The following is a 13,389-nucleotide window of genomic DNA, read 5'->3' on the forward strand; positions in this document are numbered from 1 at the left end:
ACTATTCTCCTTGTTCAGTAGTAGTTGGGGTAATTAATGATAAAGCTTCATCTAATTCCGGATTATTCTCTCTTGGCACAGCTCGAGGTTTACCTTCTTTATCAGTAGCAACATAAGTAAATAACGCTTCTGTTACCAGAAAACGTTCACGCGTGCCTTCATAAACCTGCTTGATAAACACTTCAACTTTTACTTGCATTGAAGAACGACCAACGTGCATCAATTTGCCGTAGCAACACACCACATCGCCGACAGAGATTGGTCTGTGGAAAATCATTTTATCTACTGTTACCGTAACAACTCTGCCTTTCGCAAGTTCTTTCGCTAAAATTGCACCGCCTAAGTCCATCTGCGACATAATCCAACCACCAAAAATATCACCATTAGCATTGGTGTCTGATGGCATTGCAAGCGTTCTTAAAATCAGTTTCCCTTCAGGATCTTTTTCATAAGGTTCATTTTTCATCTTGTTTTTCCTGTTTTTCAGCCTCTTTTAGGTAAGGGTAAAGTACAAAACCCGTTATAACTGTTGCAACCAATGTTAATCCGATAATGCCAAAGGATTTAAAATCAACCCAAACATCTTCGGATAAATATTGGCTAATATAAATATTGAGTAACATACAAATAATAAAGAAAATAGCCCAACCGAAGTTGATTTTATTCCACACTTGCTCCGGCAAATTAATTTCCTTACCGAGTAATTTTTTAATTAACGGTGCTTTAAACACAAATTGGCTTACTAATAGCACGAGAGCGAAAAGTGAATAAACGATGGTAACTTTCCATTGTAAATATTTCACTTCATTAAAATAAGCACTGAGCAAACCAAAAAAGACCACTGCTCCGCTCATAATAAGTTGTTGCTTTTCAATTTTACCGTAAAGCACTTTTAAGACTATCATTTGTGCGATCGTTGCCACAACTAACACAATTGATGCCATTTGAATGCCGTCCATTTTGTAAAAGACAAAAAACAGAATCAGCGGAATAAATTCAAGTAATTGTTTCATTTAATCTCCTATTAATTTGCCGGCATTTGGCGATAAACTTGATAAAAGCGGAAACTAAAAATTGCCATAAATACATTAATTACCGCACTGAAAACAACGGTAATTAGTGCCCCGACAAAATCATTACCAAAAACCACCAATAATCGAGATAGCATTCCCGGTAATAAATAAGAGATCACACAAAATAAAATTAATGGCAACATTTTTCCACGCGACAATTGGAAGGTAAATTTAATACTTTCTGATAAGGTTTTCTGTGGTTTTTCTAATAAATAAGCATAAATAACGATCGACAATTTAATGAAAAAATAAAAACCAACCACTAGCATAGGCAAAGCAATAATCACAGTTTCAGGCGATGCCATCGCAAAAGAAGCCCCCAACGAAAGAGGAAGTACCATAATAAATTGCAACATTAAAACAGGTAAAAAGTGTTTTAATGCTCCACCCGCATTTTGGAAAAAGTGCTGATAGTTGCCATTATTGATAGATTGAATGTTTAAAATCATCAATACTGTCATAAATAAATTGGCAATTCCTAATAAAACAGTTGGCATTAAAATAGCTAATAATTTTGAGCTATCAATTTGAATTTGTTGTGGCTGCTGATTTGCAACCATTTCCGGCGAAGTTGGCAATAATAAAATAAATACCAGCTGCACCACCACAATAGTCATTATCGCAAACAGTGTGAAAGATTGCTGATTACGCATAAAATTCCAACTTTGTTGTAATAAATCCACAAATTTAATTGGCATAAAATATCCTTCAAATAAGTTGTAAACACTTTGTTGTAAAGTATAGCAAGTGTTAACCCAAACTGCATTAACCTATTGTAGATTTTAGTAAGTTAGCTACAATAAAAGAAAAGATTGAAAGAGAAAAACTATGTTAAGCCTGTTTGAAGCGGGGCAACGCTATCTAAACACGTTGCCTAATCAGAAAAAATTGGCAAATTTTATGCCTGATTATCACATTATTCGCCTTGTTAAATTTTCTTCTAAAGTAATGCCTGCTTTTGCGTGCTTTGCTTTAGTATGGCAATACTTTTTTACCGATCCCACACAGTCTGTTGTAGCTAATTCTGTTATTACGGCTATTTTTGCGATCTCTATCCCTTTTCAAGGGCTTTATTGGCTGGGTAAGCGGGCAAAATCGCCACTTTCCTTATCATTGTTGGAATGGTATGAATCGCTCAGGCAAAAGCTAATTACCGCTCAAATCAAACTTGAAGAAGAACAAGCGGTGCCTTCTTTCCAAGATTTTGCAAATTTACTGAAATTAGCGGAAGAAACGTGGGGAAATGAATACTTCAATGAGCTTTAAAAGTCTAAAAGAAAAAAGCTCCACTCAAATAAGTGAGCGGAGCAAAACTTTTGTTCTAATTCTGGAGGTTTGAATTACTGTTTTATAAAAGGAGACAAATAAAACAAGAACAAAAGAAAATAAAAAATCTTTGGCTCCTCCTGCGGGACTCGAACCTGCGACATATGGATTAACAGTCCACCGTTCTACCGACTGAACTAAGGAGGAATTAACGATGTGCATAATAGGCTAAAACGTTTTAGCCGTCAAATAAAATAATGAACATTCGTTCATTATTTACATTTATTTACGCTCTTAGCATTGAAAATACTTAATTAGAGGTACAAACAGAGCAGTTTTTTTGCTTAGGCAGTGCCATTTCTCGTATTGAAAAATGTAAACCATCAATCATCAACAATTTTCCCGATAATATTTTGCCAATATTCAGCAACACTTTTATCGCTTCTAACGCTTGAAAACTACCAATGACACCAACAATTGGAGCAATTACGCCAGCTTCAACACAACTCAATGTGCCATCGCCAAATAAGCTACTCAAACACTGATAGCAAGGCTCATTATCTTGATAAGTAAATACACTAATTTGCCCCTCAAAACGGATTGCCGAGCCTGATACAAGCGGTCGCTTTTGGTTAAAACATTGCAAGTTCAGTTGATTACGAACAGTAACATTATCGGTACAATCTAGCACTAAATCTGTTTTAGCAATGAGTTCTGCCCACTGTTCATCGCTACATTTTTGGTTGATAACTTCAATTTGAATATTTGGATTAATCGCTGACAAACGAGCTTTTGCCGATTCAACTTTAGGCAACCCAATGGTTTCATCGGTATGCAAAATTTGACGTTGCAAATTAGAAAGTGAAACTGTATCAAAATCAACCAAAGTGAGATGCCCTACCCCGGCTGAAGCAAGATATTGCGAAGCCGCACAGCCTAAACCGCCCAAGCCAACAATTAAAATACGGCTCGATTTTAATTTTTCCTGCCCGTCAAAATCGACACTTTTGAGAATAATTTGGCGGTTATAACGAAGAGTTTCGTGATCAGTCAGTTCCATATTCTCCCTCAACTAACCGAGTAACGAATTAAACGGCTGAATCGTTACCTTTTCCCCAGCCTCTACATTGCCACGCTCTGCTTCAAGCACGATAAAACAGTTACTTTCATTAAAAGCACTAAAAATATGCGAACCTTGTGTACCAATAGGTCGAACTTCCAGCCCTCCTTGCTGATTAGCGTAGTAATAGCCACGTTGGAAATCTTGACGACCAACTGCTTTTTTCAATTTTTCGGCACTACAAGCGGTTAAATTTTGCGTAAGATTTGCAATTTTATCTGCTGATAAACCTGATAATTTCGCTAAAGCAGGCTGTACTAATTGGTAGAAGGTTACTAATGCGGAAACCGGATTTCCCGGTAAACCAAAGAACCACGCCTTTTCCAATTTACCAAATGCGAAAGGTTTGCCCGGTTTCATTGCAATTTTCCAGAAGCCGATTTCGCCTAATTTCTCCAATACTGTTTTAGTAAAATCTGCCTCGCCGACCGATACTCCACCGCTAGTAATCACCACATCAGCTTTTTCTTGTGCATCAATGAAAGTTTGTTCAAATAAGGTTTCATCATCTGGCAAAATACCGTAATCTAAAATCTCACAGTTGAGTTTTTCCAGCATTAAACGTACTGCAAAACGGTTGGTATCGTAAATTTTCCCTTCACTCAAAGGCTCTCCAACCGATGTTAATTCATCGCCAGTAGATAAAATCGCTACTTTTAATTTTGCAAAAACAGGCACAGAGGCAATGCCGAGTGAAGCTAACAATGGCAAACTTGCAACATTCAATAGCGAACCTTTTTTCAATACTAATGCACCTTGCTTGACATCATCCCCAATACGACGAATGTTACTACCTAATTTTGGAATATTGTTAAAAGTTACAGAACCATCTGCATTTAAAGTGGTTTCCTCTTGCATTACAACGGCATCAACACCTTTTGGCATTAAGGCTCCCGTCATAATACGCACACATTCGCCTGCTTGGAGTTCGCCACTAAACGGATTACCTGCAAAGGCTTTTCCTGCTACCTTTAAGGTTAAATTTTGCTCTAAATCTGCAATGCGTACTGCATAACCGTCCATTGCTGAATTATCAAAATTAGGCACATTAATAGGCGAGGAAATATCTTCCGCCAACACTCGGTTTGCACATTCATTTAATGGTAAATATTCAATCATTGTTGGAGCAGGCAAACGAGAAAGCATATTCTCTAATGCATCTGCAAGAGGTAAAAGAGCCATAAATTTATTCTATTCCTATTCAAAAATCAGCTAACTTGCACGAAGAAATCACGCACACCAATAAGCAAATTATTCACTGCAATTGCCGCTAAAATTAATCCCATCACACGGCTAATAATTGCCGCCCCTGCATTACCAATTAAATGCTGAATTCTATTTGCAGCTAACAATAATAAATAAGTAATTGCTAAAACAAGCACCATAATGCTAGCGGTAATAAATTGATCGCTAATACTAAAACGGTGATTATCGGTTAATAGTACGATTGCCATCATCGCCCCCGGAGAAGCAATAGAAGGAACAGCTAACGGATAAACCGCTAATTCATTTAAATTACTGCTCATTCTGATTTCTTGATCCGGCTTACTTTCGCCAAAAATCATCGTTAAAGCAAATAATAAAAGCACTAAGCCACCTGCAGCTTGGAAAGCCGGTAGAGGAATTTGCATTGACTCCAATAAAATCTGCCCACCGATTAAGAAGAAAATTAAGATTCCCCCTGCAATGAGTACCGCATTTAACGCAATTTTGCGACGTGCTTCGATCGGCAAACCAATCGTTTTCGCCAAATAAACAGGAACAGATCCAACCGGGTCAATAACCGCCCAAAGAACCACAAATTGCACCGCTAATGAATCAAACATATTTTCTCTCCCTGTTATTTTGAATTTGGAAAAATTCTAACATAAAACGACCGCTTGTAGAGCGATGAGCTATAAATAACTCAGTGGTAATGCTACTAAATTTTCACTTAAATAAAGTTTAGTCGGATATTGGTTAATTATCACTCCCTGCCCGAGCGTCCATTCAGGCGAAAGCGGACTTAATAAATCAAAACTTTTCGCCATTTTTTTATTTGGGCTTGCAGTAACTTTAATTTCCACCGGATAAAGTGTGCGGTTATATTCGATAATTAAATCAATCTCTTTTTGATTAGTATCCCGATAAAAATAAAGAGGTGGTTCAATGCCTTGATTATTAAAGGATTTAATTACTTGGCTTACGACAAAAGTTTCAAAAAACTGACCGCTTTTCGCCCCACTCGAAATAGTTTCAGGGGTAAGCCATTTAGTTAAGTACGCCATTAACCCCGTATCTAAAAAATAGACTTTTGGGGTTTTTATAGCCCGTTTCAAATGGTTGTTATGATAAGGCTGCAACAAATAAATAATGCCCGAAGTTTGTAAAATTGCTACCCAACGTTTAATCGTTTCATTCGATACACCAACCTCTTGGGCGATATTGCTGTAATTCAGCAGCTCGCCACTACGAGAGGCAATCGACACCATAAAACGGGTAAAATCTGTCGTGCTGGCAATATTGGTTAATTGGCGAACATCTCGCTCAATATAAGTGGCGACATAAGAACGGTAATAAATTTCCCAGTCGGTTTCTTGGGCATACAACCGTGGCATATCGCCTTTGTGAATAAGCTGCCAAATATTTTCCGGCTGTTTTAATTCTTGCTCACGGGCGAGCAAATAATCACTGTTTGGCACAAAAGGCTGATTAAAACTCACCCCTAGAATTTCACGTAAGGAAAGCCCTTGCAATTTTAAAATCGCTATCCGCCCGGCAAGGGTCTCGCTCACATTTTGCATTAACTCAAATGCCTGTGAACCTGACAGCAAAAATAAACCGTTTTGCTGTTTTCGGTCAATTTCTAGTTTTAACAAAGAGAAAATTTCAGGCACATACTGCACCTCGTCTAAAATCAACTTCCCCTGATGATTTAAGAAAAACAGCCGAGACTCATCTTTTGCTTGTTGCAATAGCATAGGATCATCAAAAGTAATATATTGATAATCTTGCCCGATATGTTGTAGCAGTGTTGATTTGCCTACCTGCCTTGCCCCTGTTACCAAAATCGCCGGAAATTGTTTAACTAAACGTGTTACTAATGATTGCATTTGGCGAGAGATCATTTACCCTCCTGAAATAAAATTAAGTTTGATTTAACATAGCATATTGAATTGAACTTAATTAATAATGAATTTTTAGTTTAATTCAATATAACATAGTTAATTAAACTTAACAACAAACCAAAATTAAGTTTAATTCAACATTATATATTGAATTAAACTTAATTTTCATCTCAAACAATTTTGATTGTATTAAAATTTACTATGCTAAAATATGCAAAATTTTTAACAAAACAGACCGCTTGTAATGATATTTTTTACAGATTTAATTTTAAAACGAGGACATTCCGTCCTGATTGAAAACAGCTCCGCCACCATTCATACGGGGCAGAAGGTAGGTTTGGTGGGTAAAAACGGGTGTGGAAAATCCTCTCTTTTTGCCTTACTTAAAAATGAGCTACAGCCTGAAGGCGGCGATGTTTCACTCCCAAAAAATTGGGCAATTTCGTGGGTAAATCAAGAAACACCTGCGTTAGATATTTCCTCTCTTGATTATGTGATTCAAGGTGATAGAGAATACACAAAATTAATAGCAGAGCTTGATGAAGCGAATGCAAAAAATGACGGCAATCGCATTGCCACTATCCACTCCCATCTCGACACCATTGATGCGTGGACAATTCAAGCCAGAGCTTCTACCTTGCTCAACGGCTTAGGCTTTAGCACCGAGCAATTACAACTGCCTGTGAAATCTTTCTCGGGCGGTTGGCGTATGCGTTTAAATCTCGCTCAAGCGTTGATTTGCCGTTCCGATTTATTGCTACTCGATGAACCAACCAACCACTTAGATTTAGATGCCGTGATTTGGCTCGAACGCTGGCTCACTAACTATCGTGGTACGTTATTACTGATTTCCCACGACCGTGATTTTCTTGATCCGATTATCGACCGAGTGATTCACATCGAACACCAAAAACTCAATGAATACACAGGCAATTACACCTCGTTTGAAATTCAGCGAGCAACTAAAATCGCACAACAAAATGCCGCTTATCAGCAACAACAACGAAAAGTTGCTCATTTACAGAGCTTTATTGACCGTTTCAAAGCCAAAGCGACCAAAGCCAAACAGGCTCAAAGCCGTATTAAAGCATTGGAAAAAATGGAACTTATCGCCCCTGCGTACGCAGATTCACCGTTTGAATTTGAATTCCGCCCACCACTTGCCTTACCAAGCCCATTGCTGATGATGGAAAAAGTGAGTGCAGGTTACGCAGATAAAACCGTGCTGGAATCGGTGAAATTGAATTTAGTGCCCGGCTCTCGAATTGGTTTGCTTGGCAGAAATGGGGCGGGTAAATCCACGCTGATTAAATTACTGGCGGGCGAAATTCTTCCCCAAAATGGTGATGTACAACTGGCAAAAGGCGTTCAACTTGGCTATTTCGCCCAACACCAAGTGGATACCTTGCGTTTTGATGAAAGCCCACTTTGGCATTTGCAGAAAATCGCACCGGAAAAAACTGAACAAGAATTGCGTAACTACTTGGGCGGCTTTGATTTTAAAGGCGATAAAGTCGTGCAAGCGGTACAATCCTTTTCGGGCGGTGAAAAAGCCCGTTTAGTTCTTGCCTTAATTGTGTGGCAACGCCCTAATCTTCTGCTATTGGACGAACCGACTAACCATTTAGATTTAGAAATGCGACAAGCTCTTGTTGATGCTCTGACGTATTATGAAGGATCGCTGGTAGTGGTTTCGCACGACCGCCACTTGCTCCGCAGCACTGTGAACGAATTTTACTTGGTACACAATCACAAAGTGGAAGAATTTAAAGGCGATTTAGACGATTATCAAAAATGGTTGAACGAGCAAAATGCCTTAGCGAATGAGCCGAAATCGGTACTTGCAAAAAATTCGGAAAATGCAACCGCTTGTGAGCCGACAGCCAATGAAAACAGTGCGGCAAACCGCAAAGAGCAAAAGCGTTTAGAAGCCGAACTCCGCCAACAAACCGCCCCGCTGCGTAAAAAAATCACGCAGTTGGAAAAAGAATTGGAAAAAGCCTCTGAAAAACTGAATAAGCTAGAAGAAATGCTTGGCGATAGCCAGCTCTACGAGGCAGAAAATAAAGCCAAACTCACCGAAACTCTTGCTCAACAAGTTGATACTAAAAAACAGGTGGAGGAAATTGAAATGCAGTGGTTGGAGGCACAGGAAGAGTTGGAAGGGATGTTGGCAGACTAATGTTTTCCCTTTTACATTATAACTGGGTTAGGTAGACTAACCCAGCACACGGACAAATAGAATTATCTTGAATTAGCTTCCTTTAATAATTTTTCAATTTCATCAGCTTTCTCAATGGTCATATCCATATATTTATAGCTTGATGAAATTCCAGCCAAAGATCCGCCTTCATATTCCATAGCTGCCGCTTTCACACTTAAGTCTTTATATTTAATCCAAGCTCTTTGAGCTTCTTTAAATGCTTTGGAATGATTAGGGGAAAGGGTTTTCAGATACTGATTATAAACTTTATTTAAACGCTTCTCCTGACGGTTAGTTTCCTCAGAAATGCAATTTGCCAGATCTACGTTATTAGATTCATTACTTCTACATTTAATAAATGTCGAAGAATAATTAACTTCTGCCGTAGCCATAGCTGGCAACATAATAAGTAGGGCATATTTTTTCATAAAATCTCCTTAAAGTCGTGATTAAAACTTTTTGGATTTTACAATTGTTTTTTTTTTGCACAATATGCTATTTTTATACCCACCTAAATTTAGGTAAATTAGCTAAACAAAAAGGCATTGAACCACAAACTCAATGCCTTTATTTTCAATGCAAGCTCTCTATACTCTCGGCTTGGTTTCAGCCAAAATACTGTATTTATTATTCATTTCTGCCGCCCAAGCGGTTAAATTTGGGTGATTTTTTGCAAGATCATAGCCGATTTTTTCTAAGCGGAACGCCCACCAGTCAATTAATGCAACTGCGGTTAATGTGCCTAAATTAAGCTCCATACCAAATTCTTGTATGGCTTCTTCTAAGTGTTGGAAAGTGCGGATATTTCTTTCCATTAATTGTTCGTGGCGACTTACCCACCATTCATTTTCGGGGCGAACCATTTTTTCTTGGATAATGGTGTGCATTGTGTTTTCCATTATACCGTCTGCCAAATTATGCAAGGCTAATACCGCCCAGCGTGGTTTGCCCTCTTTTGGCAGTAAAGGCGTATTATTGCCTTTTTGGTCGAGATACTCGCTGATGAGCAAACTACCGAATAACCAGCGTCCGCAATTACGTTGTAAAGCCGGAATACGCCCTAGCGGATTGTCTTGGTTGTGTGGTGAGTTTGGATCCATTGCGGCAGTTACCCGCAACATTTCCACTTTGTCATCAAGATGGTGATGTTTAATAACCGCAAGGGCTTTTCGAGCAAAAGGGCTTGTTGTTGAGTACCAAAGTTTCATACTGTTCTCCGTTTCTTTTTAGTAACATAAATTAGCAAATTTTTTGCCAAAAATGACCGCTTGTAGGCTCTGCTTGAACACAGATATGCTCATTTTCATATTCAAATTCAAGCTGGTAGGCGTGTAAATAAACCCTATCCGCCTCTGTGCCTGAATAAAGTTTATCGCCTAAAATCGGGCTACCTAAACTTTTCATTGCCACTCTTAGTTGGTGGGTTTTACCTGTTTTCGGTTGCAAAATAAAATGGCGAAGTGATGGCTCAAGCGAATTAGAGTTAAATTGTGTTACCGCTGGGTTCTCTTTACTGTGGCATAATTTCCAAGCTCCATTACGGCTTTTTTCCATATCACCCACAATTTTCCCCTGCTTTTTCTTCGGTTTTTTATCGCTCAACGCCCAATAGGTTTTCTGAATTTTATGTTGTTCAAACAGATGATAAAACTTCGCTGCTGCTTCTTTATTTAACGCTAAAATTAACAAGCCGGAGGTGATTTTATCCAACCGATGAACCAACCACACCTGCTCAACATTCAACTGGCGAGCTACCATTTCTGTTAAGCCGATTTCCGCTTCGTCTTTATGCACACTTAAACCATCAGGCTTATTGATAATAATAAAATCGGGGTGCTGATAACAAATAGGCAATGTTAAGGTCATTTTGCTATAATCTCATTTATTTTTAACTATTTTAGCAAGGAATTACGATGGCTGTTACCATTTATTTAGTTCGACACGGCAGAACCGTTTGGAATATTGAAGGTAGATTGCAAGGCTCTGGCGACTCAGCCCTTGTGGAAGAAGGCATTATTGGGGCAAAGAAAACTGGCATTGCGTTAAAAGATGTGCCTTTTACCGCTGCTTATTCCAGTATGCAAAAACGGGCTCAAGATACCGCAAACTACATTTTAGCGGAAAATAAATTGAGTAATATCCCTCACTTTCATCATAAAGGGCTGAACGAATTTGATTTCGGTAGTTGGGAGGGAATGAAATCCCTTGATTTACAAGAGAATGAAGAATATTGGGTAATGAAACGCACGCCGGCTGAATATCTCGCTAAAACAAACGGTGGCGAGCGGTTCGAACAACTTTATCAACGTGCTACCCAAGCGTTTAATCAAATTGCTCAACTTCATCAAAATGATGGCAAAGTGTTGATTGTTTCACACGGAATGACCTTAACTCTGCTTACCGCTGTGTTAAAAGGCATTGCGTGGCAAGATTTTCGTAATGAAGAAAAACATAGTTTTATCATTAACACAGCGATTACCAAAGTGGAAGTGGATAATGGCAAAGTAACGGTCTTAGAGTTTAATAATATCGACCATTTGGATAATATTCCAACAAGCCAATATAAACGATAATGTTAAGGGCGGAACATTGTCCGCCCTACAATTTCTAATCAGAAAATACTTTTTCTTTTGTTTCCGTTTTAGCAAACACTGTATTTTTCACTGACGTTAATAACTCTTGGCGAATAGCGGAAATTCTTGGTCGCTCATTAGCTTGAAAAGCAACTGGGCGACAAAATTCCATTGCTTTGATGCCAAGCCTTGCAGTGAGTAAACCCACGCCAATACCTTGTGCAGCACGGAGCGACAGTTTTGCCGTGAGGTTTTGCGAGAAGAAATCCATTCCTACATCGGTAGCGATTTCCGTTGCTCCGGCAAATACCATATTTTTTAACACCATTTTGAATAGTTTTAAGCGGCTGATGTAACCCAATTCCATTCCGTAGGCTTTGGTAATTTTATTCACTAAGGCAATATTTCTTGCTGCCATTAGTAATACATCAACGACGGCAAGTGGACTGACAGCCACAATAACCGCATTTTCTGCCGCATTACGGGAAATCATCTGCTTAACTTGTTTATCAATCGGCTTGAGTACATTTTCGCTGAAAAGATATAGCACCTCTTTGGCATTATAAGCCTCATTAAGCTGGCTTTTCCAACGTTGTTCGGCTTGAGCAATGGTCGGTAAATGATTGAGGTTATTTGCAATATCTTCACAAAATTTGACCGCTTGTTCGCCATCATTTGAGGGAAGTTGTTCCAATAAAAGCTGCTGACTGACTTGTTGATTTTTCTGATGATTACGCAGATAAACCAATTTACGCCATTCAGAGACAATCACGCCCACACCGAACAAGCTAATAATAAAAAAGACTATTGAGAAAGCAAAATAGATCCACTCTTTTTGTTGGAAAGTATCGATTAACCATTGAATACTTTGAGCAATCACCGCCACGCCAAATAAGGCAAGCGTTGCAAGCAACACTCGAACCCAAAAGCGAGAAGGTTTTAGGCTTTCTTCAATAATCAGTTCTGCCTCAACAGCTTTAGCTTCTTCCTCAATAATTGAATTTTCAAGATCAAACTCTTGTTTAGGCTCAAAATACTCGGTTATTTTTAGCTCTTCTTCATTAAAAATTTGTTTACTCATTTAGCCCACCGCCTTTTCAATATGTGCTTTTAGACCATCATAGCCGTGTTCAGTTTTCAAAATATCAAATAATTCGACTGCTTGTGGATATTCTTTATCCAAATAGCGTAACCATTGCTTTATACGGGCGACGTGGTAAAAACCTGTGTCAAACTGATTTTCCATCTGAACATACTTAAACAATAGTTGCAAAACCTCACTCCACGCCATTTTTAGCTCGTTATATTTCACAACCTTGCTCAAATTTGGCGTATTTAATGCCCCTCTGCCAATCATCAAAGTATTGCAAGCGGTCATTTCTTGGCAATTTTTTGCAGATTCAAAATCCCAAATTTCGCCATTGGCAATAACAGGAATAGTTAAACGCTTTTGAATCTCACCAATCGCTTGCCAGTTAATACGTTCGGCACGATAGCCATCCGATTTTGTTCGCCCGTGTACAGTTATTTCATTCGCTCCGCCTTGCTGAACCGCATCGGCAATTTCAAAACATTGCTCGGCAGAATCCCAGCCCAAACGCACTTTTACAGACACAATCTGTTCATTTGGCACAGCTTCTCGCATTGCTTTTGTCGCTCGGTAAATTAAATCAGGATCTTTAAGTAGCGATGCCCCTCCATTACTACCATTTACCGTTTTAGATGGGCAACCACAGTTGAGATCTACTCCGTGCGAGCCCAGCTCAATCGCAAGTGATGCATTTTCAGCCAACCACTGGGGGTGTTGCCCTAAAATCTGCACTCGCACTGGCGTGCCGGAATCCGTTAATCCGCCTTGATAAAGCTCCGGTGCTAAACGATAAAAAGCTTTTTTCGGTAATTTTTGATCCACAACCCGCACAAATTCAGAAATACAGAGATCGTATTCATTCACAGAGGTTAAAAGGTTACGAACGAAAGGATCTAACACCCCCTGCATTGGGGCGAGAATAACTTTTGGAATTGAGTTCATTAGTTAAAATAAAAT

The 13,389-nt window shown here is 38.9% G+C and carries 15 protein-coding genes and 1 tRNA gene; 3 read left to right on the plus strand and 13 right to left on the minus strand.

Annotation, left to right across the window (positions count from 1 at the left end):
- Position 1: 1 nt before the first annotated feature.
- The 3 genes from yciA to X781_RS07750 are packed head-to-tail and all read right to left on the minus strand — an operon-like array spanning position 2 to position 1,771.
- Complete coding sequence (gene yciA, locus X781_RS07740; RefSeq protein WP_025236318.1) at positions 2-466, minus strand: acyl-CoA thioester hydrolase YciA; 465 nt, start codon at positions 464-466, stop codon at positions 2-4.
- Positions 456-1,013, minus strand: coding sequence for a septation protein A (locus X781_RS07745; protein WP_025236319.1), 558 nt, complete (start codon positions 1,011-1,013; stop codon positions 456-458). Before X781_RS07745 ends, yciA begins: the two co-directional genes overlap by 11 nt.
- 11 nt (positions 1,014-1,024) lie before the next feature.
- Positions 1,025-1,771, minus strand: a complete 747-nt coding sequence (locus X781_RS07750; RefSeq protein ID WP_025236320.1) for a hypothetical protein — start codon at positions 1,769-1,771, stop codon at positions 1,025-1,027.
- 130 nt (positions 1,772-1,901) lie between these two features.
- On the opposite strand from X781_RS07750, the gene yfbV reads away from it, so the two are divergent.
- Positions 1,902-2,339, plus strand: coding sequence for a terminus macrodomain insulation protein YfbV (gene yfbV, locus X781_RS07755; protein WP_025236321.1), 438 nt, complete (start codon positions 1,902-1,904; stop codon positions 2,337-2,339).
- A 131-nt stretch (positions 2,340-2,470) separates the two neighbouring features.
- Here yfbV and X781_RS07760 read toward each other — a convergent pair.
- From X781_RS07760 to X781_RS07780, 5 genes are all read right to left on the minus strand, one after another.
- A tRNA-Asn gene (locus X781_RS07760) sits at positions 2,471-2,546 on the minus strand.
- Positions 2,547-2,649: 103 nt separating this feature from the next.
- A complete protein-coding gene (gene moeB, locus X781_RS07765) occupies positions 2,650-3,399 on the minus strand; it encodes a molybdopterin-synthase adenylyltransferase MoeB (RefSeq protein WP_025236322.1) in 750 nt (249 codons plus the stop codon).
- Positions 3,400-3,411: 12 nt separating this feature from the next.
- Positions 3,412-4,641, minus strand: a complete 1,230-nt coding sequence (gene moeA, locus X781_RS07770) for a molybdopterin molybdotransferase MoeA (RefSeq protein WP_025236323.1) — start codon at positions 4,639-4,641, stop codon at positions 3,412-3,414.
- 26 nt (positions 4,642-4,667) lie between these two features.
- Positions 4,668-5,285 carry a MarC family protein gene (locus X781_RS07775; protein ID WP_025236324.1) on the minus strand — a complete coding sequence of 206 codons (618 nt, stop codon included), beginning with the start codon at positions 5,283-5,285 and terminating at the stop codon, positions 4,668-4,670.
- 69 nt (positions 5,286-5,354) lie between these two features.
- Complete coding sequence (locus tag X781_RS07780; RefSeq protein WP_025236325.1) at positions 5,355-6,566, minus strand: ATP-binding protein; 1,212 nt, start codon at positions 6,564-6,566, stop codon at positions 5,355-5,357.
- 244 nt (positions 6,567-6,810) lie between these two features.
- On the opposite strand from X781_RS07780, the gene X781_RS07785 reads away from it, so the two are divergent.
- Positions 6,811-8,748, plus strand: coding sequence for an ABC transporter ATP-binding protein (locus tag X781_RS07785; RefSeq protein WP_025236326.1), 1,938 nt, complete (start codon positions 6,811-6,813; stop codon positions 8,746-8,748).
- A 62-nt stretch (positions 8,749-8,810) separates the two neighbouring features.
- Here X781_RS07785 and X781_RS07790 read toward each other — a convergent pair whose 3' ends face one another.
- The 3 genes from X781_RS07790 to X781_RS07800 all read right to left on the minus strand — a co-directional run bounded on the left by X781_RS07790 (position 8,811) and on the right by X781_RS07800 (position 10,635).
- A complete protein-coding gene (locus X781_RS07790; RefSeq protein WP_025236327.1) occupies positions 8,811-9,197 on the minus strand; it encodes a lysozyme inhibitor LprI family protein in 387 nt (128 codons plus the stop codon).
- A 159-nt stretch (positions 9,198-9,356) separates the two neighbouring features.
- Positions 9,357-9,977 (minus strand): glutathione S-transferase, encoded by a 621-nt coding sequence (locus tag X781_RS07795; protein WP_025236328.1) that lies wholly within the window; start codon positions 9,975-9,977, stop codon positions 9,357-9,359.
- A 31-nt stretch (positions 9,978-10,008) separates the two neighbouring features.
- Positions 10,009-10,635 (minus strand): TIGR01621 family pseudouridine synthase, encoded by a 627-nt coding sequence (locus X781_RS07800; protein WP_038643984.1) that lies wholly within the window; start codon positions 10,633-10,635, stop codon positions 10,009-10,011.
- A 47-nt stretch (positions 10,636-10,682) separates the two neighbouring features.
- Here X781_RS07800 and X781_RS07805 point away from each other — a divergent pair, with 47 nt between their 5' ends.
- Positions 10,683-11,342, plus strand: coding sequence for a histidine phosphatase family protein (locus X781_RS07805; RefSeq protein WP_025236329.1), 660 nt, complete (start codon positions 10,683-10,685; stop codon positions 11,340-11,342).
- A gap of 34 nt (positions 11,343-11,376) precedes the next feature.
- Here the strand turns inward: X781_RS07805 and X781_RS07810 are convergent, their stop codons facing one another.
- A complete protein-coding gene (locus X781_RS07810; RefSeq protein ID WP_025236330.1) occupies positions 11,377-12,423 on the minus strand; it encodes a TIGR01620 family protein in 1,047 nt (348 codons plus the stop codon).
- Entirely contained in the window at positions 12,424-13,374 is a 951-nt protein-coding gene (dusC, locus tag X781_RS07815; RefSeq protein ID WP_025236331.1) for a tRNA dihydrouridine(16) synthase DusC, read from the minus strand.
- Positions 13,375-13,389 lie beyond the last annotated feature (15 nt).

The organism is Mannheimia sp. USDA-ARS-USMARC-1261, assembly GCF_000521605.1.
In the GTDB taxonomy this organism is placed as follows: domain Bacteria; phylum Pseudomonadota; class Gammaproteobacteria; order Enterobacterales; family Pasteurellaceae; genus Mannheimia; species Mannheimia indoligenes.

Bases quoted from the DNA above. Each gene is read 5' to 3' on its own strand.
- X781_RS07795 (WP_025236328.1), bottom strand. From the start codon at position 9,977: ATGAAACTTTGGTACTCAACAACAAGCCCTTTTGCTCGAAAAGCCCTT.
- X781_RS07800 (WP_038643984.1), bottom strand. From the start codon at position 10,635: ATGACCTTAACATTGCCTATTTGTTATCAGCACCCCGATTTTATTATT.
- X781_RS07775 (WP_025236324.1), bottom strand. From the start codon at position 5,285: ATGTTTGATTCATTAGCGGTGCAATTTGTGGTTCTTTGGGCGGTTATT.
- X781_RS07805 (WP_025236329.1), top strand. From the start codon at position 10,683: ATGGCTGTTACCATTTATTTAGTTCGACACGGCAGAACCGTTTGGAAT.
- X781_RS07750 (WP_025236320.1), bottom strand. From the start codon at position 1,771: ATGCCAATTAAATTTGTGGATTTATTACAACAAAGTTGGAATTTTATG.
- dusC (WP_025236331.1), bottom strand. From the start codon at position 13,374: ATGAACTCAATTCCAAAAGTTATTCTCGCCCCAATGCAGGGGGTGTTA.
- X781_RS07810 (WP_025236330.1), bottom strand. From the start codon at position 12,423: ATGAGTAAACAAATTTTTAATGAAGAAGAGCTAAAAATAACCGAGTAT.
- X781_RS07745 (WP_025236319.1), bottom strand. From the start codon at position 1,013: ATGAAACAATTACTTGAATTTATTCCGCTGATTCTGTTTTTTGTCTTT.
- X781_RS07790 (WP_025236327.1), bottom strand. From the start codon at position 9,197: ATGAAAAAATATGCCCTACTTATTATGTTGCCAGCTATGGCTACGGCA.
- moeA (WP_025236323.1), bottom strand. From the start codon at position 4,641: ATGGCTCTTTTACCTCTTGCAGATGCATTAGAGAATATGCTTTCTCGT.
- yciA (WP_025236318.1), bottom strand. From the start codon at position 466: ATGAAAAATGAACCTTATGAAAAAGATCCTGAAGGGAAACTGATTTTA.
- X781_RS07780 (WP_025236325.1), bottom strand. From the start codon at position 6,566: ATGATCTCTCGCCAAATGCAATCATTAGTAACACGTTTAGTTAAACAA.
- moeB (WP_025236322.1), bottom strand. From the start codon at position 3,399: ATGGAACTGACTGATCACGAAACTCTTCGTTATAACCGCCAAATTATT.
- X781_RS07785 (WP_025236326.1), top strand. From the start codon at position 6,811: ATGATATTTTTTACAGATTTAATTTTAAAACGAGGACATTCCGTCCTG.
- yfbV (WP_025236321.1), top strand. From the start codon at position 1,902: ATGTTAAGCCTGTTTGAAGCGGGGCAACGCTATCTAAACACGTTGCCT.